General features: G+C 71.1%; 22 protein-coding genes and 1 pseudogene. 8 read left to right on the top strand and 15 right to left on the bottom strand.

Annotated elements, in window-relative coordinates; genetic code table 11:
• Positions 1 to 4 precede the first annotated feature (4 nt).
• On the top strand, positions 5 to 1201 hold the full coding sequence (locus OHB56_RS39755) for a cytochrome P450 (protein WP_406358769.1): 1197 nt from the start codon (positions 5 to 7) through the stop codon (positions 1199 to 1201).
• A gap of 96 nt (positions 1202 to 1297) precedes the next feature.
• Here the strand turns inward: OHB56_RS39755 and OHB56_RS39750 are convergent, their stop codons facing one another.
• From OHB56_RS39750 to OHB56_RS39735, 4 genes are all read right to left on the bottom strand, one after another.
• Positions 1298 to 1798 (bottom strand): nuclear transport factor 2 family protein, encoded by a 501-nt coding sequence (locus OHB56_RS39750; RefSeq protein WP_326750915.1) that lies wholly within the window; start codon positions 1796 to 1798, stop codon positions 1298 to 1300.
• Entirely contained in the window at positions 1795 to 3222 is a 1428-nt protein-coding gene (locus tag OHB56_RS39745; RefSeq protein ID WP_406358767.1) for an FAD-dependent oxidoreductase, read from the bottom strand. Before OHB56_RS39745 ends, OHB56_RS39750 begins: the two co-directional genes overlap by 4 nt.
• 66 nt (positions 3223 to 3288) lie before the next feature.
• Entirely contained in the window at positions 3289 to 4467 is a 1179-nt protein-coding gene (locus tag OHB56_RS39740) for an ABC transporter substrate-binding protein (RefSeq protein WP_406358765.1), read from the bottom strand.
• A 7-nt stretch (positions 4468 to 4474) separates the two neighbouring features.
• Positions 4475 to 5875 (bottom strand): aldehyde dehydrogenase family protein, encoded by a 1401-nt coding sequence (locus OHB56_RS39735; RefSeq protein ID WP_406358763.1) that lies wholly within the window; start codon positions 5873 to 5875, stop codon positions 4475 to 4477.
• A 188-nt stretch (positions 5876 to 6063) separates the two neighbouring features.
• Between OHB56_RS39735 and OHB56_RS39730 the strand changes: the two genes are divergently transcribed.
• Entirely contained in the window at positions 6064 to 7248 is a 1185-nt protein-coding gene (locus OHB56_RS39730) for an FAD-dependent oxidoreductase (protein ID WP_326750919.1), read from the top strand.
• 81 nt (positions 7249 to 7329) lie between these two features.
• On the opposite strand, the gene OHB56_RS39725 is transcribed toward OHB56_RS39730, so the two are convergent.
• Positions 7330 to 8232: a crotonase/enoyl-CoA hydratase family protein gene (locus OHB56_RS39725; RefSeq protein ID WP_326750920.1), complete on the bottom strand. Its 903-nt coding sequence runs from the start codon at positions 8230 to 8232 to the stop codon at positions 7330 to 7332.
• A 140-nt stretch (positions 8233 to 8372) separates the two neighbouring features.
• On the opposite strand from OHB56_RS39725, the gene OHB56_RS39720 reads away from it, so the two are divergent.
• Positions 8373 to 9008: a TetR/AcrR family transcriptional regulator gene (locus OHB56_RS39720; protein WP_326750921.1), complete on the top strand. Its 636-nt coding sequence runs from the start codon at positions 8373 to 8375 to the stop codon at positions 9006 to 9008.
• A gap of 203 nt (positions 9009 to 9211) precedes the next feature.
• Here OHB56_RS39720 and OHB56_RS39715 read toward each other — a convergent pair whose 3' ends face one another.
• From OHB56_RS39715 to mftA, 10 genes are all read right to left on the bottom strand, one after another.
• On the bottom strand, positions 9212 to 10315 hold the full coding sequence (locus tag OHB56_RS39715) for an acyl-CoA dehydrogenase family protein (RefSeq protein WP_326750922.1): 1104 nt from the start codon (positions 10313 to 10315) through the stop codon (positions 9212 to 9214).
• A complete protein-coding gene (locus OHB56_RS39710; protein WP_406358760.1) occupies positions 10308 to 11483 on the bottom strand; it encodes an acyl-CoA dehydrogenase family protein in 1176 nt (391 codons plus the stop codon). Before OHB56_RS39710 ends, OHB56_RS39715 begins: the two co-directional genes overlap by 8 nt.
• A gap of 8 nt (positions 11484 to 11491) precedes the next feature.
• The gene (locus tag OHB56_RS39705) at positions 11492 to 12265 is read right to left on the bottom strand and encodes an enoyl-CoA hydratase-related protein (protein ID WP_406358759.1); all 774 of its coding nucleotides are present in this window, start codon (positions 12263 to 12265) and stop codon (positions 11492 to 11494) included.
• 159 nt (positions 12266 to 12424) lie between these two features.
• Positions 12425 to 13042, bottom strand: coding sequence for a mycofactocin system transcriptional regulator (mftR, locus tag OHB56_RS39700; protein ID WP_406358757.1), 618 nt, complete (start codon positions 13040 to 13042; stop codon positions 12425 to 12427).
• A 120-nt stretch (positions 13043 to 13162) separates the two neighbouring features.
• A complete protein-coding gene (mftF, locus tag OHB56_RS39695) occupies positions 13163 to 14620 on the bottom strand; it encodes a mycofactocin biosynthesis glycosyltransferase MftF (RefSeq protein WP_406358755.1) in 1458 nt (485 codons plus the stop codon).
• Positions 14617 to 15474, bottom strand: a complete 858-nt coding sequence (gene mftE, locus OHB56_RS39690) for a mycofactocin biosynthesis peptidyl-dipeptidase MftE (protein WP_406359308.1) — start codon at positions 15472 to 15474, stop codon at positions 14617 to 14619. The genes mftF and mftE overlap by 4 nt, the downstream gene beginning before the upstream one ends.
• Entirely contained in the window at positions 15474 to 16676 is a 1203-nt protein-coding gene (mftD, locus tag OHB56_RS39685) for a pre-mycofactocin synthase MftD (RefSeq protein ID WP_406358753.1), read from the bottom strand. Before mftD ends, mftE begins: the two co-directional genes overlap by 1 nt.
• 74 nt (positions 16677 to 16750) lie before the next feature.
• Positions 16751 to 18013 carry a mycofactocin radical SAM maturase gene (gene mftC, locus OHB56_RS39680; protein WP_406358751.1) on the bottom strand — a complete coding sequence of 421 codons (1263 nt, stop codon included), beginning with the start codon at positions 18011 to 18013 and terminating at the stop codon, positions 16751 to 16753.
• The gene (gene mftB, locus OHB56_RS39675) at positions 18010 to 18291 is read right to left on the bottom strand and encodes a mycofactocin biosynthesis chaperone MftB (protein ID WP_055597778.1); all 282 of its coding nucleotides are present in this window, start codon (positions 18289 to 18291) and stop codon (positions 18010 to 18012) included. Before mftB ends, mftC begins: the two co-directional genes overlap by 4 nt.
• 9 nt (positions 18292 to 18300) lie before the next feature.
• Positions 18301 to 18429: a mycofactocin precursor MftA gene (gene mftA, locus OHB56_RS39670; RefSeq protein WP_063793569.1), complete on the bottom strand. Its 129-nt coding sequence runs from the start codon at positions 18427 to 18429 to the stop codon at positions 18301 to 18303.
• Positions 18430 to 18858: 429 nt separating this feature from the next.
• Between mftA and mftG the strand changes: the two genes are divergently transcribed.
• The 5 genes and pseudogenes from mftG to OHB56_RS39645 all read left to right on the top strand — a co-directional run bounded on the left by mftG (position 18859) and on the right by OHB56_RS39645 (position 25052).
• Positions 18859 to 20487, top strand: coding sequence for a mycofactocin system GMC family oxidoreductase MftG (gene mftG, locus OHB56_RS39665; RefSeq protein ID WP_326750928.1), 1629 nt, complete (start codon positions 18859 to 18861; stop codon positions 20485 to 20487).
• A gap of 24 nt (positions 20488 to 20511) precedes the next feature.
• Positions 20512 to 20694 (top strand): annotated as a pseudogene (locus OHB56_RS39660) (VOC family protein); the annotation flags it as partial.
• Positions 20695 to 21314: 620 nt separating this feature from the next.
• Positions 21315 to 22154: an SDR family oxidoreductase gene (locus tag OHB56_RS39655; protein WP_055631106.1), complete on the top strand. Its 840-nt coding sequence runs from the start codon at positions 21315 to 21317 to the stop codon at positions 22152 to 22154.
• Positions 22155 to 22160: 6 nt separating this feature from the next.
• Positions 22161 to 23501 (top strand): NAD(P)/FAD-dependent oxidoreductase, encoded by a 1341-nt coding sequence (locus tag OHB56_RS39650; RefSeq protein WP_406358749.1) that lies wholly within the window; start codon positions 22161 to 22163, stop codon positions 23499 to 23501.
• 72 nt (positions 23502 to 23573) lie between these two features.
• The gene (locus OHB56_RS39645) at positions 23574 to 25052 is read left to right on the top strand and encodes a cytochrome ubiquinol oxidase subunit I (protein ID WP_406358748.1); all 1479 of its coding nucleotides are present in this window, start codon (positions 23574 to 23576) and stop codon (positions 25050 to 25052) included.

Here is a 25052-nt window from a genome sequence, read left to right as displayed (position 1 = left end):
CGCCATGACCGAGAGCCGTAAGTCCGAGCACGCGTACCACCTGGACAACACCGATCCGTCCCTCGCCCCGCACCTGTTCGAGACGTTGAAGGACGTGCAGAGGAAGTGTCCCGTCGCGTGGAGCGACGCGGGCGACGGGTTCTGGATGCTGACGAAGTACGCCGACATCACCGCCGCGGCCAACGATTGGGAGACCTACACCGTCGAAGAGGGCCACACCATCCCGTCGACCGGGAAGTCGGTGATGCTGCCGCTCGCAGAGGTCGACCCGCCGCTGCACACCCCGTGGCGGCGGTTCCTCGTGCCGTACTTCACCCCGAAGACCGTCGAGAGCTACCGGCCGGTGATCGAGCGGATCGTCGAGGACGCCTTCTCGGATCTGGCCGCGAGGGGGCGCGGCGACCTCGTCTTCGACGTCGCCCGCAAGGTGCCCACCTCCACGATCTCCGCGATCCTGGGCTTCGACCAGGACGGGAACCACATCTCCGACATCGTCGACGAGTGGATGGCCTCCACGGGCGACCCGGAGCGCGCACGCAGCGCCGCGGCCGCCGTCGAGACCGTCGTCAAGGAGGAGATCGGCAAGCGCCGCGGGAAGCCCGCCGAGGACGTGCTCGGCAGGATCATGGAGGGCGAGATCGAGGGCGCGCCGCTGACCGACGACGAACTGCTCGGCCTGTGCATCGTCTTCATCGTGGCCGGTCACGGCACCACCGTCGACGGCATCACCAACACCGTGCACCGGGTGCTCGCCGAGCCGGGTCTGATGGCCGCGCTGCAGGCCGACCGCTCCCGGCTGGGCAAGGTCATCGACGAGTCGCTGCGCATCAACCCGCCCGTGTGGAACATGGGGCGCACCGCCCGCAAGGACGCCGAGGTGCGCGGCGTGGGCATTTGTCCCGGCGAGAAGGTGATGCTGACCTTCGGCGCCGGCAACTACGACCCGGAGAAGTTCGAGGAGCCGGACCGCTTCGACCCCGACCGGCCGGGCGTGCACGGTCACCTGACCTTCGGCTTCGGGCGTCACCGCTGCATCGGTGAGGCGCTGGCGAAGCTGGAGATCACCATCGTGCTGGAGTACATCCTCGACGGGCTGCCCGACCTGGCCCTGGACGGCAAGGTCACCGCCCGGACCTACTTCACGACCTACGGCTTCACCGCGCTCCCCGTCCGCCACGGCGCCGCCGCCGCAACGGCCTGACGGCCCGTCTCCCCCGCACACGACCACCGGCCCACACCCCGCGCGGGGTGTGGGCCGGTGGTCGTGGTGCCTGTACCTGATTCCAGGGGGCCGGGGTCAGCCCTGGGGCAGGGTGGTGCCTGAGTTGAACGCGGCAAGGTCCCTGCGCTCGGCGAACCGCCACTGTCCGTCCGTGTCGCGGACGACGACGTCCTCGTAGCGGCCGAACTGGTGGACGCGGCCGTCGGGCGCGAGCACGACGAAGTATGCCGAGCCGGTCGCCCGGTCGCCCTCGTAGGAGGTGACGACGGCGTTGACGGTGAGGTGGTGGTAGAGCGGCGCGCCCGGGGTCTTCGTGGCAATGGCCCGCAGACGGGCCCGGCCGCGCACCTTGCCGGTCTCGTCGAGGAGGTCCAGTCCCCTCGTCCGGAAGGACTCGGCGGTGTGGCCGAAGGAGGAGATGTCGGTCCAGCCGTCTTCGGTGAAGCAGTCGGCGTAGGCGGCGCCGTCCGCGAGGTCGGCCGCCTGGGCGTAACGGGCGTAGAGCTCGTAGATCGCCAGGCGGTCGGCGACCTCCCGCAGGGCGCGGTCGCCGGACGGGACCGCCGGCGGCGTCACTGCACGGCCCCGGCGGTGGCGCTGCGGGCGGCGGTGCGGCCGAAGACGAGGGCGTTGCCGATGGAGGTGCCGCCGCCGGCGTACACGTCGGCGTCGAGACCGCCGGCCACCTCGCCGCCGGCGAACAGGCCCGGTATCGGGCGGCCCGCGGTGTCCAGCACCCGGGCCTCGTCGTCGATGCGCAGACCGGCGAAGGTGATGCCGATGATGGCCGGCCGCAGTTCCACCGCGTAGAACGGCGCGGTCGAGACCGGCGCCAGCGTCCCCTTCTTCTCGAAGGCCGTGTCGTGGCCCCTGGCTACGTCGGCGTTCCAGTGCTCGGCGGTCGCCTCGAGACCGGCGGCGGTGATGCCGGTCCGCTCGCCCAGCTCCGCCAGCGTGGCGCCGGACTTCACGACGCCGGCCTCGATCTGCTTGCGCAGCATGGCGGCGGTCCAGTTCGACTCCAGGTCGACGCCGAGGCAGTAGGGGTCGACGTGGCCGCTGTCGGCGACCTGCCGCAGTGCGGCCTCGTCGAAGACGGCCCAGCACGTGCCCCCGGGCTGCTTGGCGATGACGTGCGGCATCACGCAGTAGGTGTCGGTCTCGTCGACGAAGCGGTGACCGTTCTTGTTGACGTAGATCACCCAGGGCGGGGTGAAGGCGTCGTTCAGCCGGCCGAAGTTCGGCGTCTCGAGCAGGGTGCCGCCGTATCCGCGCAGTTCGCCGCCGACGGCCAGCCCCATGCGGACGCCGTCGCCGATGTTGGTGTCGGGGCCGAGGTACCAGTGCCAGTCGCCGTGCTCGACGGCCTCGGGCCAGTGCTCGCCGAGCAGGTCGGGGGCGGCGCCGAAGCCGCCGGTGGTGAGGATGACGGCGTCCGCGGCAATCTCCTCGCCGGACTCGGTGCGTACGCCGGTGACGGCACCGTCGTCCCCGGTGAGCAGCCCGGTGCACCGGGTGCCGGTGCGGATCTCGACGTTGTCCCTTCCCTCGACCGCGGTGAGCAGCGCGGCGACGATCATCGCGCCGCCCGCCGGGCCGAGCCCGCGCGTGTCGCCGGTGGGCAGGTGGCCGCGCGGCTTGTACTCGAGACCGGCGATGTACAGGCGGTCAGGCTCCCAGGTGATGCCCAGCTCTTCCAGCCAACCGATCACTTCGCGGGTGCCTTCGGCCGAGGCGCGCAGGAGTCGCGGCTCCAGTTCGTGCCGGCTGACCGTCATGTAGTAGTTGATGAGCTCGTCGACCGAGTCCTCGACGCCGCGGGCCTTCTGGACCGGGGTGTCGGCGGCGTAGACGACGCCGCCGGCCCGGGCGGTGGCGCCACCGACCTGCTCGGCCGTTTCGAGGAGGATCACCTCGGCTCCGGCCCGGCCGGCCTCGAGGGCGGCGGCGAGGCCGGCACCCCCGGCCCCGACCACGACGATCCTGCGGGTTGCTGCCATGAATGAACCTTTCTGCACAGGGTGCCGGCGAGAGCCGCCCCGTCGTCGGCCCTCGCCGGCACGCGGCTACTTGGCGAACGGGTCGAAGAAGCCGCCGTCCGGCACGATCCGGCCGTCCTTCACGGCGCTGGTGCCGACCTCGAACGAGGCGACCCGCGGGTACTCCGGCAGCGGAGGGGGATCCTGAACACCCCGGTAGTCCGGGTAGGCGTCACCCAGGCCGACCGGCTCCTCGATGGCGTCGAGGGCCTTGATGACGGAGGCGCCGTCGGTGTTCTCGTGTCCCTTCGCGACCGCGGCGAACAGCTTGACCGCCAGCCAGCCGTTCAGGCCGATGTCGTCGATGTTGACCTTGGGATCGGCGGCCTTCATCGCCTTGTTGAACGCCGCGATCTCCGCGTTGGAGGTGTCGGACGCGGCGTGGCCGCGGGAGGTGAGCACGATGTTCCCGGCGTCCGGGCCGAGGATCTTCAGCACGCCCGGAGTGACCATCGAGGAGATGCCGGTGATCAGGCCCTCGTAGCCGGCGGACCGCAGCGCGGTCGCGATCCGGCCGGCGTCGGCGCCTGAACCCTGCAGGGACACCCCGTCGGGGTCGTGGCCGATCGCCTTGGCCGCCACCGTCGAGTAGTCGGCCGAGCCGATCGGGGCGTAGATCATGGTCGCCTTGCCGCCGGCCTCCTCGACGCCCTGCCTGGCCCATTCGGCGCCGGCGCGGGCGGTCTCGTTGTCCCCGCCGATCACGACGACGTTCGAGCCGCCGCGCTCGACCGCGAGCTTTCCGGCGCCGACGCCCATGCCGACCGGGGTCGCGTTGATGGGGTAGGACACCGGGCTGGTCGCCTCGTTCTGGCCGTCGGCCCCGCCCGGGCCGATGATCGGGATCTTCGCCTGCTCCATCACGGCCGCGATGGCGCCGATGTTGGGCGAGAGCGGGCCGACGACCGCGACGACCTTCTCGGAGACGGCGCGCTGGGCGCAGGCCGTCGCCTCGTTGGGGTCGAACTTGTCGTTGCAGGTCAGCAGCTCGATCTTGCGGCCGTCGATGCCGCCGTCGTCGTTGACCCGTGCCACCGCGGCGGTCACGGCCGTCTTGAGCCACGGGACGGAGTAGACCTGGCTCTCGAACGACGCGATCGTCATGATCTTGACGGGACCGTCGGAGGTTCCTTCGGTGCCGCCGTCGCCGCACGCGGTGAGCAGCAGCGGGAGCACCGCGAGTCCGGCGAGCGTTCTCTTGCGCATGTCGTGTTCAGCCCTTCGCGGTGTGGATGACCTGCTGCTCGGTGAAGGACCGCAGTCCGTCCTCGCCGTTGGCGACCCCGAGGCCGCTGTGCTTGGCGCCGGAGAAGGGCGCGTGGGAGGGCAGCATGGCGTGGCAGTTGACCCAGGCGGTGCCGCACTCGAGCTGTTCGGCGACGGCCCGGGCCTTCTCCTCGTCGGCGGACCAGACCGAGCCGGACAGGCCGTAGTCGGTGGCGTTGGCACGTGTCACCGCTTCGTCGACGGTGTCGTACTTCAGCAGCGGGATCACCGGGCCGAACTGCTCCTCGTCGACGATCCGCACGCCTTCCGCCACGTCGGCGAAGACCGTCGGCTCGAAGAAGTAGCCGCCGCCCTCGATGGGCTTCCCGCCGGACACGACCCGGGCGCCGCGTGCGACGGCGTCGGACACCAGCTCCGAGACCCGGTCGAACTGCGGTCGGGTGGTCAGCGGGCCCATCGCGGTGGCGGGGTCGGTCGGATCGCCGACGGCCGTCGCCCGCGCGGCCGCGCCGAACGCGTCGACGAACTCCTCGTAGCGGTTCGCCGGAACGAAGATGCGCTTGGGGATGCAGCAGATCTGGCCGCAGTTGAACATTGAGAACGCGAACAGGGTGCCGGCGGTCTTCTCCAGGTCCGTGTCGTCGAGAACGATCGCCGCGTCGTTGCCCCCGAGTTCGAGGGTGACCCGCTTGAGGTCGTGGGCGGCATTGACGGCCACGGACCGTCCGGCGGGGATCGAGCCGGTGAAACTGATCTTGCGTGGCGTCGGGTGCGAGGTCATGGCCTTGCCGAGTTCGTCGCCGCCGGTGACGATGTTGATGACACCGGGCGGCAGCACCTCGGCGCCGATCCGGCCCAGCAGCAGGGTCGAAAGCGGAGTGAACGGCGAGGGCTTGAGCACGACGGTGTTGCCGCCGCGCAGGGCCGGGGCGATCTTCCAGGTCCACATGCCGACCGGGCCGTTCCACGGCGTGATCGCGGCGACCACGCCCATCGGCCGGTGGGCCACCTCGATCCTGGCGGTGGAGTCGTCCTGGATGACCCGCTTCGGCCAGTCCAGGTCGGCGTAGTAGCGGATCCAGGGTGCGGAGGAGGCGACTTCGGCCGCGGCGACGGCCCGCGGCTTGCCGGTCTCCTGGACCAGGAGACCGGTCAGTTCCTCCTGGTGGGCGTCGACGGCGTCGGCCAGGTCACGCAAGGTCTGCCGGCGCGCTTCGTCGTCCCGCTTCCAGCTCGTCTGGGCGCGGGCGGCCGACGTCATCGCCTGGTCGAGCTGCTCCGGCGTGCACTCGGGTGCCTGCGCTTCGACGGCACCGGTCGCCGGATTCACGACATCGAAGGTGTCGCGCGTGTCGACGGGTTTGCCGTCGATCGTCATGCTCAGCATGGGTGTCCTCCACGTCCGGGCCACGAGGGATGAGCCACGTCGGGCATGCGGCAGGCAGCTCACGTGCCAGGAGTTGCGCCGACCGTGATCATTGACACAGTATTCTGACAGTGCTTGGTTTCTTAGGCAATGACTTCACACCTGGTTCCGTTCTTTCCCGACCGTGCCGTCCAAGGAGATCGATGACCATGAGCGACGGAATCGTCGTCGTCGGCGCTTCACTCGCCGGGCTGCGGGTCGCCGAAGCGCTGCGCGCAGGCGGGTACACGGGCCGGCTGCGGCTGGTGGGCGACGAGCACCACCTCCCCTACGACCGCCCGCCGTTGTCCAAGCAGGTGCTGACCGGCGAGTGGGAGACCGCGCGCACCGCGCTGACCACTCCCGCGAAGCTCTCCGAGGCCGGCATCGAGACCGTGCTCGGAGCACGGGCCGTCGCGGTGGACACCGAAGCCGTCACCCTGGCCGACGGCGAGCGGCTCGACTACGACCAACTCGTCGTGGCCACCGGCGCCGCCGCCCGGACCTGGCCGGGAGCCGCTCCCGACGGGCGGGTCCACCGGCTGCGCACGCTCGCCGACAGCGTCCGGCTGCGCACCGCGCTGGCGGACGGCGGCCCGCTGGTCGTCGTGGGCGGCGGTTTCATCGGGCTCGAGGTGGCGGCCGCCGCGTGCGGGGCAGGCCTGGACGTCACCGTCGTCGAGGCCGCGGGCACGCCTCTCGAACCCGTTCTCGGTCCAGAGATCGGCGCCTGCTTCACCCGGCTGCACCGGGCCCGGGGCGTACGGGTGCTGACCGGCGTCCCCATCACTTCGGTCCAGGAGGCGGCCGACACGGTGGCCGTCCGGCTCGCCGACGGCACCGAACTCGCCGCCGCCCACGTCGTCGTCGGTATCGGCGCCGAACCCAACAACGACTGGCTGACCGGCCTCGGCCTCGATGACGCCGCGGGCGTGCCGTGCGACGCCCGCGGCCGGGCCGGCGACCGGGTGTGGGCGCTCGGCGACGTCGCGCGGTGGGAGCAGCCGGCGTACGGCGACTCCGCACGCCACGAGCACTGGACGACGGCGGTCGACCAGGCGGCCGTGGTGGCGGCGGCGGTCCTCGGCCGGGAGTCGGCCCGCCCGCCGGCGCCACCCTACTTCTGGAGCATGCAGTACGACGTGAACTTCCAGCTGGTGGGCCGCCCCGACCTCGCGTCCTCGGTCGAGGTGCTCGAAGCGGGGGAGGGCGGGGCCGACCGCGGCACCGTGTTCGCCTTCACCGACACCGCGGGCCGTCGCGTCGCGGTCGCCGCCTTCCACAACCCGCGCCGCTTCCTGCGGCTGCGCCGCGAACTCCAGGAGGAGTTCACCACCGCGCCGTCCCGGCCGTGACCGGTCACGGGGGTCGGTGACACACGCTCATGCGTGGGCGGCCACTCCTGCGGCCGCCCACGTCCACCCGTGCAGGGCTCCTCACTCGTCGTCCCACCACGGGTAGAACGGTGGCATCCCCGTGTGCGCGCTGCCGGTGAAGCGGGGTTCCCGCTTCTCGCGGAACGCCTCGACGCCTTCCTTGCCGTCTGCCGTGCTGGTGTAGAACATCGCCAGGGAGTCGACCCGGTGTGCCTCCCTGGGGTGCGGCAGGGCGCTGTTGCGGTACATCATCTGCCGCGTGAGCGCGACGGCGACCGGCGACCGGTTCCGCGAGATGCGGCGTGCCAGGTCCTGTGCCTCCTCGAGCAGCGATGCGGCGGGGACGACACGGCTCACCAGTCCGCCCTCCCCGGCCTCCTCCGCCGAGAGGACCTCGGCCGAGTACACCCATTCCAGTGCGCGGGCCATGCCGACGATCCGCGGCAGGAACCACGTCGACGCCGCTTCGGGGACGATGCCGAGTTTGCCGAAGACGAAGCCGATGCGCGCCTTCTCCGAGGCCAGCCGGATGTCCATGGCCAGGGTCATCGTCGCCCCGATGCCCACGGCCGGGCCGTTGATCGCCGCGATCACGGGCTTGCGGCAGTCGAAGATCGCCAGGACCACCCGGCCGCCGGTGTCGCGCACGCCTCGCAGGATCCGCGGATCGTCGAGGTCGTCCATGTCGGACAGGGTCGGCCGCTGGGACTCGTCCAGCCCGAACACGTTGCCCTCCGAGGCGAGTTCCATGCCGGCACAGAAGGCCCGGCCGGCTCCCGTCACCACCACGGCACGGACCTCGTCCCGCGTGTTCACCCCGGTGAACAGCGTCACGAGTTCGTCCGCCATCTCGACGGTGAAGGCGTTCAGCCGGTCCGGGCGGTCGAGGGTGACGGTGAGAACCCCGTCGTCCAGGTCGGTCGACAGGGTCCGGAACCCCTCGACGTCCGCTCCCGCGCTCATGCCCCGCATATGATTCCTCGATCCGCGTGTTCTACCGAGCGTCAGAAATTAATCTACCGCCGGGATTATGATGGTGAACGCGTGCACCGTGCAAGGGTTCGCCAGGCCCCCAGAGACTCCCAGGGACGAGGAAGAGTCACATGAGCGAGACGAGCAGGGAATGGCCTCGCCCCAAGATCCGGCCCCGTAAGGCCGAGTTGAAGAACGATCAGATCTTCGAGACGGCCGCCCGGCTGTTCTACGAGAAGGGGTACGCGGCCACGTCCCTGCAGGACCTGGCCAACGCGGTGGGCCTGCAGAAGGGCAGCCTCTATTACTACATCGACTCCAAGAAGGACCTGCTCTTCGCCATCACCGACTACGCGCACACGTTCTTCGTCGAGCTCACCGAGAACGCCAAGGCCGAAGGCGGCACGCCCCTGCAGACGCTGGAACGCATGCTGCTCCAGCACGCCAGGTTCGCCGCGGAGCACTTCCATGTGACGGCCGCCTTCTACAACGAACGGTCGGCCCTGTCCGACGAGTACCAGGAGCGCATCGTCGCCACCCGCGACGCCTACGAGGCGTCCCTGCGCGGGCTCGTGAGGAGCGGCCAGGAGTCCGGCGAGATCGCCGCGGACCTGGATCCCCGGCTCGCGGTGTTCGGTGTGCTGGGGATGATCAACTGGATCCACCAGTGGTACCGCCCGGGAGGGTCGCTGTCGCCGGCCGAGATCGCGGCGACGCTGAGCCGGCAGGCCGTCCGGTCCCTGCTGCCGCGCACCCATACGGATTGAGCGTGGTGGGGCGGCCGGCCGCGCGACTCCCGCATGCTGGGGCCTGTCCGGCGGATCAGGCCGCGGGACATCGGCGGCACCTCATCAGTACGGGTGAGCGGGGGCGACGGGGGTGCCCCCGCGCATGGGGGTCCCCCTGCTCGAAGAGCTTGGGGGAGGGCGCACCAGCCCCCGCGTCTGCGGCATGGTCCGCCGGACAAGCCCTACAGCGGGGCGGACACCAGGCGCCGTCCGACCTCGGTCGCGGCCTCCCGCTCGTCCCCGTACCAGGTGCGCAGGGACAGCGCGCGCTTGTAGTACCAGTGCAGTTCGTGTTCGTGGGTGAATCCGATGCCGCCGTGGATCTGCAGGGCGTCCTCGCACGTCGAGCGGCCGACCTCGGCGGCGGCGGCCTTGAGTGACAGGGCCGCGAGCTCGAAGGCCCCCGGGGAGAGCGTCGTCGAGTCGGCGGCCACGGCCTCGACGAGGCTCTCGAGCATGATCACGCGCTGGGCGGCCGAAGCCGCGATGTGCTTGACCGCCTGGAAGCCGCCGATGGGACGGCCGAACTGCTCGCGCCGTTTGGCGAATTCGACGCTCAGGTCGAGTACGTGGCGAGCGATGCCGGCGAGTTCAGCGGCGACCAGGACCCGCTGCCAGCTCCGCAGTGCGGCCACGAGTCCCGCCGCCGCCTCGCCCCGCGCGATGACGTCGCCCGGCCCGGCCGTGACCCCGTCGAGGGCCACGCGGGCGTAGCTCGCCCCGGGGTCCGTACTCCGGTGCCCGGTGACGGTGATGCCGGGCCGCTCGCGGTCGAGGACCAGGACCGCCGCCGTGCCGTCCGGTCCGCCGTCGACGATCGCGACGAACAGGTCCGAGACCGCGCCGAAGCGCACCAGGTCCACCGATCCGGCCAGCAGGCCGGAGTCCAGGGCCGGCGAGCCGTTGGCCGCGCGCCAGTCGAGGGTGACACCGGGGTCCAGGACAGCCACCCGTCGTCCACCGGTCAGCGTGGCCGCCAGCCGGGTTCGCGCGTCGTCGGCGCAGGCCGTGCGGAGCAGCAGTCCCGGCAGCAGCATCTGCTCCAGCAGGGGGCCGGTCACCAGACGCCGCCCGAACAGCCGGAACAGCGGCACGAGAGCGGCGGGGTGCAGTCCGAGGCCGTCGTCCGCCTCGGGCGCGACCAGCCCGAACCAGCCCTGTGCCGCCGCTTCTTCGAGCAGGAGCCGGTCCTCGCCCTGGGTCAGCAGTGCGGCGAGCCTGCGCTCGTCGGCGTAGTCACGGTCCAGGAACGTCCTGACCGCCTGCAGGATCTCGTCGTCAGCCACGGGGCAGTCCCAACAGTCTCTCGCCGATGATGTTCTTCTGGATCTGGGACGTCCCTCCGTAGATGGACGCCGCCCGGGAGTAGTAGTGCTCCTTGACCCACCGCGGGCCGTCGAGACCGAACGGTGCCCGGTCGGCCGCCAGACGGAACGGTCCGAGCAGGTCGGTGATGGACGTGTAGAGCAGTTGCTCCACCTCATTGAGGCTGAGCTTGTCCACCGAGTCGTAAGGGCTGGGGATGTCACCGGTGAGCTGCCGGTCGATGGTCCGGCGGGTCAGCGCCTCCAGTGCCCGTACCGCCGCGTAGGACCGGCCGAGCTGCTCCAGGACCCGGTCCGGGGGCTCGGTCCCGGTCGCGCCGACGTGGCCGCGGAGGTTTTGCACGGCCTCCTCTACCGCCACCTCGTACTCCACGCGCCGGCGGAGCGTGTACGAACCGCGCTCATGGCTCAGGGTGTCCTGGGCGATGGCCCACCCCTCATTGAGCTGTCCGACCAGATTGCGCACCGGCACGCGGACGTCCTCGAGGAAAACCTCGCAGAACTCGTCGTCTCCGGTCATCTGCACCAGCGGTCGTGCGGTGACGCCGGGGGTACTCATGTCGACGAGGATGTAGCTGATGCCCCGGTGCTTCGGAGCACCCGCGTCCGTGCGCGCCAGCAGCGCGCACCATTGCGCCTTGTGAGCCCAACTGGTCCACACTTTCTGACCGTTGATGACGAACTCGTCACCCTCGATCCGGGCGCGGGTACGCAGCGAGGCCAGGTCGGATCCGGACTCCGGCTCGGAGAATCCCTGGCACCAGATGTCCTCGCCGGACAGCAGGCGGGGCAGCAGCTGCTGCCGTTGCCAGTCGAGTCCGTACGTCTCGATCGACTTGCCGACGACGTCCACGCCGATCAGGCCGATGGGCTGCGGGGCGCCGGCCCGGGCGAGTTCCTCCGAGAAGACCAGTTGGTGCGAGGGACTCAGGCCCTGCCCTCCGGCCGCCCTGGTCCAGGAGATTCCGACGAACCCGGCCTCGTAGAGGGTCTTCTGCCATTCCCGCAGGACGGCGAAGCGGCCCTCCAGGTCGAGAGGGACCTCGGGGACAGCCGCCTGCGCGAGCCAGGCTCGGACCTGCCCGCGGTAGGCCTCCAGGTCTGCGGTGTCCTGTGCCGTGTGGGTCATCCTCCGGATCACTTCCCCGTGTACTGCGGCTCGCGCCGCTCGAAGAAGGCGGCGACGGCCTCCTTGGCGTCGTCGTATCCGGAGAGTTCGCCGGTGAGGCTCTGCTCGAACGCGTAGCCGTCCTTGAGCTCCATGTACTCGATGCGGTTCAGGCTGCGCTTGGCCATCCTGATGGCGACGGGGCTGTGCCGGGCGATCCGTCGGGCCAGTTCGGTGGCGGCGGCGAGCAGTTGATCGCCGGGCACCACGCGGTCGATGCCGCCGTACTGGGCCAGCTCCTCCACCGGGACCATGTCACCGGTGAAGTGCATGCGGCGCACCAGCGCCTGCGGGACCAGGCGCGAGGCGTGCTTGGCGCCGCCCATCGCGCCGACCTGGATCTCGGGGAGGCTGAATCTGGCGCCCTCGGCGGCCACGACCATGTCGCACGAGCCGGCCAGCGCCAGTCCCGTCCCCACCGCGACGCCGTGGACGGCCGCGATCACGGGCACGGGGCATTCGTAGATCGACCAGAAGGCCTCACGCACGTGTTTCATGCGCCCGTCGGCGTTCTCCGGGTTCATGGTCAGGAATTCGTCGAGGTCGTTGCCGCCGCAGAAGTGCTTGCCGGCCCCGGTCAGGATGACGACCCGCGCGTCCGGGGCATGCCGTTCGATCTCGCTGAACAAGGCCTTGATCTCGGCGTACATCGGCAGGCCGACGGCGTTGACGGGCGGCCGGTCCATCGTGACGGTCGCGACGTGGTCCGTCGTCCGCACGTCCAGGAACTGGAACTCCGACATGTGTGCACTCACCTTCTGCCGACTTCTGCCCGCCGGTCCGGGTCGACTGCTCGGTCGAGAAAAATCGACCGAGCGGTAGAATGGTGACAGCACCTCACCCCGGGCGCAAGCATTCAGGGGTGCTCCAGTGCCCGGCCGACGGGACGGGGCCGGGTCCGGCTACGCCTCTCCGAGGCCGCGTTCGAGCTGCCGGATCGCCGCGTCGAGCAGGTCGCCCAGCTCGGTCTCGCCCTCCGCCAGCCAGTGCTCGTACGCGGCGATCGCCGCGGCGAGGAGGGCGTACCCGAACATGCGGGGCACCATGTCGGAGGGCGACAGGCCCTTGCGCAGCGCCACGTACTCGGTGACGATCGCGCGCCACGCCGCGTAGCGCAGGGTGGCATCGGCCTGGAGAGTGGGAACGGTCAGGATGAGTTCCATGCGCTGCCGGTGCCACGGCACCGACACGTCGTCGTGCCGGTTGAACTCGACGACCGCGTGACGCAGGGCGTCCATGATCGGGGTGCTCGGATCGGTCGCGTTCAACAGGTCGCGAAGCCCGGTGAGTTGCTGCGCGAAGTCGCCCCAGACGAGGTCGTTCTTCGACGAGAAGTAGCGGAAGAACGTCCGCCGGCCGATGCCCGCCGCCCCGGCGATGTCGTCCACCGTGGTGGCGTCGAAGCCCTGCCGGGCGAACAGTTCGAAGCCCAACCGCTCCAGGTCGGCCCGCGAGGTGGCGCGCGGGCGCCCGCTCCTGGCCGGCGTGCCGGCGATCACGCCTTTCGTAGGCGACTCCACAGACGTGACCCTTCCCCGTCGGCCGGCTCCGATTCCCGTGCCGCACCGCGCATACGGCTCTGCCCTGACAACATACGCCGCCAGGGGTGCGGTGCGCCGTCCGAAGCCGAAGCCTCGGCCTCACCCCCCGGGCCGCCCCCTACTGCCTGGCTTTCGCCGCGCGGACGCCCGGGCCGGGACGATGCGGGGACGGAGGGCGGCCGTGGAACGGCCCTTGAGGGCGGAGATCCACACCCCGGTGCCGTACGCGAGGTCGTCGAGGCGGCGGGCGATGCCGTACCGGACGGGGTCCAGCCCGGCTCTGTCGCGCCGGTATTCGAGGGCGATGTCCGCCACGGCCGCGACGGCCGTGGCGCGGCGTATGCGAGAGGAGACCAGACAGCCGAGGACGGTGAGGGGCCACCAGTGGCGGGTGAGCAGTGCCGAACCCTGTGCCACGGCGGACACGGCGCCACCGCCCGTGAGCCGGACCGCGTGCCGGACGGGCTGCCCGGTGCTGCGCAGGGTGCGGGCGATCCGTGCCGTGGCGACGGCGCACAGGCCTGCGGCGACCGGCAGGGACCAGCGGCGCTGCGCGACCAGGGCGAGGACCAGGGCGGCGTTCCAGGGGGCGAGTACGGCGGGGGCGATGTTGTGGGGATGGCGCTCGGCGAGGGGGTGGGCGCCGGTGCCGTACTCCGCCTTGCGCCGGAACCAGTCGCGCAGGGTGACCCGGTGTTCGTGGGCGGCCTCGACGGACGGTTCATAGCGCACGCGCAAACCGCTCCGTGCCAGGCGCCAGCACAGATCGACGTCCTCACCCACCCTCAGACGGGGGTCGAACCCGTCCGCGAGCGCGTCGACGCGTGCGACGACGCAGGCGCTGGGCACCCAGGACACCGGTGTTCCGGGGCGGACCGAGGCCGGGTCCGTCCCCAGGTCGAGGGAGGACCGGATCCGTTCGTAGCGGCCGAGCCAGCCGGCGGAAGCCGGGGTGACCAGGCCGGTGATCCTGGGCACGGCCATGGCGACACGAGGGTCGGCGAAGTGCCGCAGCAGGGTGGGCACGGCGTCGGGCGGCAGGACGACGTCGGAGTCGACGAAGGCGACGTAGGGCGTGGTGACGAGGCGCAGACCGGCGTTGCGCGCCCCCGCCGGTCCCCCGTTGACGGTGAGCGTCAGCAGACGCGCGCCGTGTTCGGCGGCGACCGCCGCGACGGGGCCTGGGCGGTGGGAGGCGTCGTCCACGACGACGACCGGGCTGCCGACGGGCAGGCCGGCCAGGAGGCGGGCGAGTTCCCGGGGGCGGTCGCGCACCGGGATCACGTACGTGCAGTCCGGGCCCGCCCCGCCGTCGGCCCCGGGGGGTGGGGGCAGGGCGTGGACGGCGGGGTGGGCCAGTCCGGTCTCCAGGAGGCGGTCGGCCAGGACGGCACCGGCCGCGTCGCGCACGCGTACCGTACGCCCGGAGAGCAACGGCCGGGCCCGGGCGCCGAGTCGGACGAGGCGGACCGGGTTTCCGCCGAGGAGGGCCCGGCCGCCGTCGAGGACGCGGGTGGACCGGTCGAGGGTGACCTCGAAGCCACGGGGAAGCGTCATGGGGCGGCTGCCTTCGTGCGGGCGACGACGGAGGGGGTGGTGGACGCGGCCGTGGGGTGCGCCGGTCCGGACGGCACGGCCGTGGGGTGCTTCGGTGCGGGGTGCGCTGCCGGGTCGAGGAGGCGGCCCCGGGGGTCCGGACGGTCCGCGGCGATGCGGCGTGCGGCGACCGGCACCATCGATTCCAGTGCCGCCCGGCCCTCCTCGGCCGTCGCCCCGGTCGGGTCGCCGAGTACTCCTGTGGGAGACACCGCGCGCACACCGCGGGCGATCAGTTCCGGCATGAGGCAAGCCAGTGGCCGCGTATCGCCGGCGACCGCCTCGGACAGGCGGACGTCGGCGGGTGCCAGGTGCAGCATCAGGGACGTCTCGGCACGGCCGGCGTGCGCGTCACCGCCGGGAGTGTCGCAGCCGAGCCATGCCACATCGTGGCCTTCGCCGCGGAGTCGGCCGACCGCCGCGTCGAGCGTGGGCACATTGCCCCCGTGGCCGTTGACGAAGACGATGCGACCGGCCCACAGCGACAGCGACCGTACGGTCTCCACCAGAACGACGCGCAGCGCGTCGTGGCCGAGGGAGACCGTCCCGGGGAAGCCCGCGTGCTCGCCGCTCGCGCCGTAGGCGATGGTGGGCGCCAGCAGTACGGGGCGGTCCGCGCCCTGTGCCGTGAGGTGTTCCCCGGCCGCGCGTGCCACCGACTCGGCGATGACGCTGTCCGTGTTCAACGGCAGGTGCGGCCCGTGTTGTTCGGTCGAGCCGACGGGTACGAGCACCAGGGCGCCGGCCGGTATGGTCGGCCAGACGGAGCGCTCCAGGTCCCGGGCTCCGGACGGACGCCGGGGGTGGGGTGACATCACCGGCCGGCCGTGCCGGCGGCGCGCGGGGCACCGGCGACGCGGGTGAAGCCGTCCGGGACGACCAGGTCGTCCGGTGACAGGTCACGGGACGAGGAGTGCCCGAGGCCCAGCACCGCCGAGTCGAGTCCTCCCCGCAGGATGTCCAGGACGTTCTCCACGCCCACCTGCCCGTTGGCGGCCAGGCCCCACAGGTAGGCGCGGCCCACCAGGACCGCGCGCGCCCCGAGCGCGAGGGCCTTCGCGACGTCGCCGCCGCGGCGGATGCCACCGTCGAGGAGGACCTCGATGTCGTCGCCGACGGCGTCGGCGATCGCGGGCAGCAGCCGGACGGTGGCGGGCGTGGTGTCCAGGTTGTTGCCGCCGTGGTTGGAGACCGAGATCGCCGACACTCCGGCGTCGACGGCCCGCAGCGCGTCGTCGACCCGCGTCACGCCCTTGAGCAGAAAGGGGCCGCCCCATTCCGTGCGCATCCACTCGATGTCGTCCCAGGTCGGCGGTGCGGTCTGCATCCATTCGCCGTAGGCGCCGAAGAACGTGGGGGCCTTCCCGCCCGGAGGCTGGAGGTTGGGGGTGGTCAGGTCGGGAATCCGGCCGGATCTGATGAAGGCCCACAGCCAGCGCGGGTGCGGCAGCACGTTCGGTGCGAACCTGACCGCCGTCCTGAGGTCGATCGTCTCGGGAATGGTCGGGCTGCCCCAGTCCCGGCCGTGGGAGAAGGACCAGTCCAGCGTGGCGATGAGCGCCTTGGCTCCCGCGGTGCGGGCACGCTCCATGCGCTGCGCCATGGCCTCGCGCGTGCCGGACCAGTACATCTGGTAGAAAACGTTCGGGTTGGCCCCGGTGACCTCTTCCACCGGCTTGGCGGCGAACGAGCTCAGCCCCATGATCACGCCTCGGTTCGCCGCCGCTCGGGCGACCGCCACCTCGCCGTCGGGGTGAACGGCCTGCACGCCCGTCGGTGAGATCACCACCGGGAGGGCGGAGGGGACGCCGAGCACGGTCGTGGAGAGGTCACGTTCCGCGTGGTGACCCACGACCCTCGGGGCGAAGCCCAGTTCGGCGAACGCACCGGTGTTGTCGTCGAGCGTGCGGCCCCGCTCGGAACCGGCCACGAGAGCACCGTAGACAGTGCTCGGCAGGTACTTCTTGGCGCGGCGCTGGGCCTCCGCGACCGTTTCGAACCAGGGATTGCTGCGCATGTACGGCTCTCTCCTGCGGTAGGGGCGGTGACCGGAACCGGGACTCGGGGATCAGGGGTGCGGCGACGGCGTCGTCAGCCGCCGCGGGGGAGGCTCATGCCGGCCAGTGGGTGTTCGTCGCAGTCGCCGACGGGTGGCCGGTCCCTGTCCGGACGGCGGGTGAGGACGAGGTCCACGGGTCCCGGCCCCCGTGCGGGCGAGGTGCGGTGGGAGTGGTCGCCGGACGGCTTCGGGATGAGGTCGCGGTCCTTGGACCGTCCGGCCAGCAACTGCTCTCCGTACCCCTGTACGCATTCGGGGTCGGGGCCGTCGAGCGGAAGCCCGGTGAAGAACTTCGCGGCCATGCAGCCGCCCTTGCAGGTGTCGTAGAAGGCGCAGGAAGCGCACGCCCCGCCGTTCTGCGGCTCGCGCAGGTTCTGGAACAGCTCGGACTCCCGCCACACCTCGGCGAAGCCGCCCGGCCTGCGAATGTTCCCGGCGAGGAACTCGTCGTGGATCGCGAACGGACACGCGTACACGTCACCGACCGGGTCGATGAGGCACACCACACGTCCGGCGCCGCACAGGTTCAGGCCCGGCAGTGCCTGCCCGTAGGCGGACAGGTGGAAGAAGGAGTCGCCGGTGAGCACGCTGTCCCCGTGGGCGACCAGCCAGTCGTACAGGAGGCGTTGTTGTTCGGGCAGCGGATGCAGTTCGTCCCACACGTCCGCGCCGCGCCCGGAGGGACGCAGCCGGGTCAGCCGCAGCTGCGCGCCGTAGCGGTCGGCGAGGGCCTTGAACTCGTCCATCTGCGGGATGTTGTGGCGGGTGCAGACCACCGACAGTTTGAAGTCGGTCATCCCGGCGTCGGACAGGTTGCGCATCGCGCGAAACGCCGTGTCGTAGGAACCGGGCCCGCGCACGGCGTCGTTGACCTCGGCGGTCGCGCCGTCGAGTGAGATCTGCACGTCCACGTAGTCGTTGCCGGCCAGCCGCCGGGCGATCTCGGGGGTGATGCGCACACCGTTCGTGGAGAACTTCACGCCCACGTGGTGTGCGGTGGCGTAGTCGAGCAGCTCCCAGAAGTCCGCGCGGACCGTGGGTTCTCCCCCGCCGATGTTGACGTAGAAGACCTGCATGGCCTCCAGTTCGTCGATGACGGCCTTTGCCTCCTGCGTGGTCAGCTCTCGCGGGTCGCGCCGACCCGAGCTGGACAGGCAGTGCGCGCAGGACAGATTGCAGGCGTACGTGAGTTCCCAGGTGAGGCAGATCGGGGCGTCGAGACCGTATTCGAAGAGGTCCACCAGGCGTGCGGCGCCGGGCGCGGGCCTCGACGTCTGCGGCGTGCTTGCGGTCATGGGAGCCGGTTCCTTTCGACGACCATCGACGAGCGGTGGAGTGCGGCCAGGGCCTTCTCGTACCGGGGCATGTCCTTGTCGTCCACACCGGCCGCCGCGCAGGCGGCCCGTGCCGTGGGGGCCGCCGCCAGCGCTTGGACGACGGCGAGCAGCACGCGGTCCTTGAGGAAGGTGAGCTTGCGCGTGCCGAAGTGGTACAGCAGCGCACCGAAGGGTTCCGGCCGCACCGAGACCTGCGGGTGCAGGTCCCAGGCACGGTCCAGATGCGGGGCGGTCATCCGCGAGGCCTAGTAGACGCCGCACATGCCGTCGATCGAGATTTCCTCGATCAGGTCGTCGGCCTCGATGAGCTCATCGGGCGACGGGATCCCGTCGGGGTGAATGTGCTGGGCCTGGCTGGAGTCGAGGTCGTTCATGCGGCTCTCCCTCATCGGATCGGGTGCGGTCGCACGGCTGCGGCCGTCAAGGGGGGTGACAAGGACGGGAATTGCGCCGGCACGCGGCGCCGTGTGCGGGCCTGATCGCGTGCGCGGGCGAACGACGTACTGGACGGCGGAACACTTCGGGGATCATCACAACCGCCGGCCGTACCTTGAGCACCAGAGAGTATTGACATGCGGTGCCAAAAGGAAGGTACTGGTGACGGGTATTTCCGCCGGACCCGCTCTGCGTCCGCCCCGCGGAAGCCCGCCCGGCGCCCGGCCTGCGTGAACGTGAGCCGTCCCGGTCTGCGGCCGACCGCGGAATCGATGTCTCGCAGCCGTCGGCGTGCCTGCCGTCGCGAGGAACAGGGAGGAGAGCAGAGGGACATGAGACCCGGTGTCCATGGAACAGTTCCGTCCCCCGTGCCCCCTCGCCACGGCACTGCCCCGGTACGGCGTCGCTACGACGTCGTCGTGGTGGGCGCCGGAACGGCGGGTTCGGTTCTCGCGGCCCGGCTGTCCGAGGACCCCGACCGCGACGTGCTCGTGGTGGACGCCGGCCCCCTGCCGCGCGGTCCGGCCGGTTTCGGCCCGGCGCTGCTGGACGGGCTTCTGGTCCCGGGCGCGCAGCCCAACCACCCCGCCACGAGCGCACACCCCGTGCGCCTCACGCCGACGCGGCCGTGGCTGGTGCCCCGCGGACGCGTCCTCGGCGGCTCGTCCACCGTCAACGGCGGCTACTTCGTCCGTGCCCGCCGCGAGGACTTCGACCGCTGGGCCGCCGCGGGCAATCCTGCCTGGTCCTACGAGAGAGTGCTGCCGTTCCTGCGCGCGCTGGAGAACGACCTCGACCACGGTGACGGCCCTCTGCACGGCGACCGGGGCCCGATGCGTATCCGGCGAGGCCGCCCGGACCATCCGGCCGCCGCGGCGTTCCGCGACGCGGCCCACGCCCTCGGATTCCCGGACGACCCCGACAAGAACGATCAGGCACCACCGGGGTTCGGGCCGGTGCCCTCCAACGTGATCGACGGAGTCCGCCGCAACGCCGGGCTCAGCTATCTGCCACCCGAGGTGCTCGACCGCCCCAACCTCACCGCCCTCGGCGGCCGTACGGCCCGCCGGGTCGTGGTCGAGAACGGCCGTGCCACCGGCGTCGTCGTCGAGCACGGCGGCCGTCGCTTCGCCCTCGATGCCGGCACCGTGGTGCTCAGCGCCGGCGCCCTCGTCACCCCGCATCTGCTGCAGCTGTCCGGGATCGGACCGCGCGCCGACCTCGAACGCGTCGGCATCCCCGTGGTCCGGGACGCCCCGGCCGTGGGCTCCGGCTTCAGCGACCACCCTCAGGTGGTCCTGGAGTGGGCCCCTCGCGACGTCTGGCGCGAACCGTCCGGCTCGTGGCTCGGTGGCTGTCTGCACCTCACCTCCACGGGCGGCACGCTCGCGGGGACCGGCAGCGGAGGCGGCCCGGGTGATCTGGAGATCCTCCAGTCCCTGGTTCCCCTGTCCCACCTCGTGACCGGTGGCGCGGTTACCGCCGGTGGCCCCCTGCCGTTCCTCGTGTCCGCCGTGGCTCCCCGCCGCACCGGCCGGCTGCGTATCCGCTCGGCCGACCCCACCACCCCGTTGAGCATCGACTACGGCTACCTGGGCAGCCGTGAGGACCAAGGCCGCCTCCGGGACGGTGTCCGCGTCACCGCGGCTCTCCTCGAAAGCCCACCCTTCGCCGGCGTCGCCCACGGCCCGCTCGGTCCGGGCCCCGAGGTCCTGGACCATGACGACGCCCTCGATCAGTGGATCCGCGAGCACCTCGGCACGGCCCAGCACACCTGCGGGACGGTGCCGATGGGACCCGCCGACGAGCCCCGGCACGCCGCCGTGGACCAGTTCGGACGCGTCCACGGCGTACGGGGACTGCGTGTGGCCGACACCTCGATCCTTCCGGACGCGCCGCACCGAGGGCCCGCCGCCACCGCCGTCCTCATCGGTGAGGTCATCGCCCGGGCGATCCGGAACGACCCGAGCGAGCCATGCCCCCGTGATCCGCGGTGACGGCATCGATATCCGGCATCCCCGGCCGGCGGGCACCCGTACTGGCATCCGGTCTTCGCCGACTGCGACGCCGCGGTCGCCGCGGCCACCGGCAACGGAGGCAGCGTGCAGATGGGGCCCGAGGACGCGGAAGGAGTCGGCCGGCTCGCCGTCTGTCTCGACCCGTGGAACGCGGACTTCGTGGTACTCACTCCGCCCGCGTCCTGAGACCGGCGCTCGGCGGGTTCGATCCGGTCGTCCCGTCGGCCGCCGTGAACCCTCCCTCCGGACACACCATCGACCCTCCCTCCTCTCCCCTTCCCTGCATGCTCCCCGTGTCCGCGACCACCCCGCACGATCACGGGGCCGCTCCGAGCAGGCCCTCCACGTCGACACCCGCATGCGAAACACACTGCTCAGACACGTCCGAGCGCTCGGCGAGCGCACCGCGGCGAAGCTGAAAGAGCGTTGGCGCTCGACGCGCTCGTCTGTCCGGACGAGCGGCTTCGGTCGGGTGACGGACGGAAGCTCGACGAAGCGAGCCCCGTTCTTGACGAACGGGGCTCGCCAACACGGCCTTGAACCGTTCACCGCGAAGGGCGTGTTGCGGTGTATCAGAAGCTGCGGGCGTCCCGCACGTTCGGGCGTAGCCCGGCCGAGTGACCTGGCTGGTTGAGACAGGGACGCGTGGCGCGCCGGTCCGCCCGCCCGCGACATCGGGTGCTTTCGTCTGGGTGCGGGCATGCGACGGCTCCTGGGCCCGTCCCGGGGCCGACCGACTCCCGGCTTCATGCGCGTCGCCCTTCCCCGGCGGGCGTGCCGTCCGAAACGCCGAAGGAGAGATCGTGGTGGCAAGGAGTGTCGACGAGAACCGCGGGGCGAAGACCGCGCAGCTTCTCAGGGGCCAGAAGGCGCTGGTAACGGGCGCCAACTCGGGTATCGGCCTGGCGACGGCCGTTGCCTTGGGCCGGGCGGGAGCGGACGTCGTGGTGAACTACGTCGTTGGCGCGGGCGAGGCCGAGGAGGTCGTCAAGAAGATCGAGGGCTTCGGTGTCCGCGCTTACGCCCACGAGGCCGACGTGTCCGACGAGGACCAGGTGGTCGCCATGGTCGCGCGGATGGTCGAGGAGTTCGGCACGATCGACATCATGGTGGCCAACGCGGGCCTTCAGCGGGACGCGGCCGTGACGGAGATGACGCTCGCCCATTGGCAGAAGGTCATCGACGTCAACCTGACCGGCCAGTTCCTCTGCGCTCGGGAGGCCGCCAAGGAGTTCGTGCGGCGCGGTGTGGTGCCGGAGGTGTCCCGGTCGGCCGGGAAGATCATCTGTATGAGCTCGGTCCACCAGATCATCCCGTGGTCGGGGCACGTGAACTACGCCTCCTCCAAGGGGGGTGTGGGCATGCTGATGCAGACGCTGGCCCAGGAACTGGCCCCTCAGCGGATCAGGGTCAACGCGGTCGCACCCGGCGCCATCCGCACACCGATCAACCGCGACGCCTGGTCCACCCCCGAGGCCGAGGCCGACCTGCTGCGCCTCATTCCGTACCGCCGCGTGGGCGACCCGGACGACATCGCCAACGCTGTCGTCGCCCTGTCGTCCGATCTGCTCGACTACGTCGTCGGCACCACGCTCTACGTCGACGGCGGAATGACGCTCTTCCCCGGCTTCGCCACCGGAGGCTGATCTCCGATGCAGGATCATGTCACGCCCCGCCGGGTGGTGATCCTGGGTGGGGGGTTCGCCGGGCTGTTCGCAGCCCGTGCCCTGCGGCACTCACCGGTCGCGGTGACCGTGGTCGACCGCCGTGCCCACCACCTCTTCCAACCGTTGCTCTACCAGTGCGCCTCCGGAATTCTGTCCGAGGGCCAGATCGCACAACCGCTCCGCGCGGTCCTGCGGCGGCATCACAACGTGAGCTGCGTGCTCGCCGAAGCCACGGACGTGGATGTCAAAGCCAGGATGGTCCACGCCCAAGGACCCGAGGGCGGAGTCCTTCGGCTGCCCTACGACGATCTGATCGTCGCGGTCGGCCTGCGTCAGTCCTATTTCGGGCACGACGACTTCGCCGCGCACGCTCCCGGAATGAAGACCCTGGATGACGCGCTGGACATCCGCCGGCGGATCTACCGGGCGTTCGAGATGGCCGAAACGGCCGCAGACGACCGGGAACGGCAGCAGTGGCTCACCTTCGCGCTCGTCGGCGGTGGGCCGACCGGTGTCGAACTCGCGGGACAGATCCGGGAGATCGCCGGCCACACACTCGACCGGGAGTTCCAGAAGATCGATCCGGCCCGGGCCCGGGTGCTGCTCTTCGAGGGGTCCGACGCGGTACTGGGCGCGTTCGGCCCCCGACTGGCCCGCCGTGCGGCCCGCACCCTGCAGAGCCTCGGTGTGGAGCTCCATCTGGGCACGCTGGTCACCGACATCGACGCGCACGGCCTGACGGTACAAGACCATGACGGCACGACGACCCGGTTCGAGGCACGCACCGTGCTGTGGACAGCGGGCGTCGACGCCCCGCCCATCGCCGCCGCGCTGGCCCGGGCAACCGGCGCCACCCAGGACCGGGCCGGACGCATCGCCGTCGAACCCGACCTCACCATCCCCGGCCATCCGGAGATCCACGTCACGGGCGACGTCATGAGCCTGAACCGGCTGCCGGGCCTGGCCGAGGTCGCCATGCAGTCGGGCGCCTACGCGGGCCGGGTCGTGCGCCACGCGGTGGAGGGCAGGGCGAAAAAGCCGAATCCCTTCAAGTACTGGGACCTCGGCAGCGCCGCCTACATCTCGCGCGGCCGGGCCGTCGTCAAGGTGGGTCCGCTGCACCTTTCGGGCACGATCGGCTGGCTGGCCTGGCTCTTCGTCCACCTGGCCTTCCTCACCGGATTCCGCAGCAGGCTGGGAGCGGTGCTCAGCTGGTCGGTCGCTTTCGCCACCAGCTCGCGACGCGAGCGCGCATTCACGATGTCCGACGTCGACGCGCCGGCCGGCCCGGGGTTCGGACAGAAGACACCCCCGCCGCCTCCCTGACCACGGCACCCCCTTCGCACCCTGTCGTTTCTCAGCCCCCGCGCCCCGCGGGGCAGAACCATCGAGGCGCACATGCTCAGCACAGTGGCCCTTCTGGCGGACGCCCCGCCCCAACTCCTGCCGGCTCGCCAGCTGATGGCCTTCACCCTGGCCTCCCACATCCTGCTGGTCCCCTTCGGAGTGGCGCTGCCGTTCATCACGTTGTTGATGCATCACCGGGGGCTGCGCCGCAACGACCCCGTCGCCCTCAAACTCGCCCGGCGCTGGTCTGCGGTGATGGCCGTTCAATTCGCCATCGGCGTCGTCACCGGCACGGTGTTGTCGTTCGAACTCGGACTGCTGTGGCCCGGCATGATGGGGCGCTGGGGTGACGTCTTCGGACTCGGTTTCGGCATTGAGGCATGGGCCTTCTTCCTCGAAGCCGTCCTGATCGCGATCTACCTCTACGGATGGCGCCGCCTGAAGCCCTGGACCCACTTCTGGCTCGCCGTACCGCTGCCGCTGACCGCCCTGATGGGGGCGTTCGGCATCATCGCGGCCAACTCCTGGATGAACACACCGCAGGGGTTCAGGCTCGACGCCCAGGGCAATCCCGTCGACGTCGACGTACGCCAGGCGATCTTCACGCCGATGTTCGGCCCGGAGTACTGGCACTTCGTGGTCGCGATGTTCCTGACCGCCGGGTACCTGGTCGCCGGGGTGTACGCCGTCGGCTGGCTACGTGGACGCCGCGACCGATACCACCGGCTCGGCTTCACGCTGCCGTTCACCGTTGCCGCGATCCTCACCCCGGTCCAGTTCATGATCGGTGACTCCGCCGCTCGCGCCGTCTTCCACAAGCAACCGATCAAGTTCGCCGCCATGGAGATCGTCTGGGAGACCGACACCCATGTGCCGGAGTACCTGTTCGGACGACTGCACCCCGACGGGACGATCTCCGGCGGGATCAAGATCCCCCAGCTGGACTCGATCCTCGCCGGATTCAGGCCCGACACCAAGGTGACGGGCCTGTTGTCGGTCGCCGCGAGCGACCGCCCGACGGCGACTCAGGCCACCATCGCCCACTGGGCCTTCGACATCATGGTCACCATCGGCAGCCTGCTGATCCTGCTCGCGCTCTGGTACGCCTGGTCCTGGTGGCGCCATCGGGACAACCCCCGCAGCCGCTGGTTCTACCGCTGCGCCGCGCTCGCGGGGGCCGCCTGCCTGGTCACCGTCGAGTGCGGGTGGATCACCACCGAGGTCGGCCGCCAGCCCTGGATCGTCTACAACCACATGAGGGTCTCCGAGGCGGTGACCGATACCCGGGCCAGTTCGCTGTGGACGATGCTGGGCCTCGTCATCGTCGTGTACGTGATGGTGTTCGGCGCGTTTCTCGCGGTCATCCTGAAGATGCGCACCCGCTGGCGCATCGCCGACGAGGGCTCGGCCGCCGCGCGCACCGCACTGCCCCCTGAGACCGACACCCCCTACGGGCCCAGAAGCGCTCCCGAGCCCACAGCCGCCGGCGCGCCTGGTGGCGTCTCCGACCGCGCCCCCGGGGGTGAGTGA

This window comes from Streptomyces sp. NBC_01635 (assembly GCF_045209715.1).
GTDB lineage: Bacteria > Actinomycetota > Actinomycetes > Streptomycetales > Streptomycetaceae > Streptomyces > Streptomyces hirsutus.
This window is presented reverse-complemented; position numbering and strand designations above follow the sequence as displayed.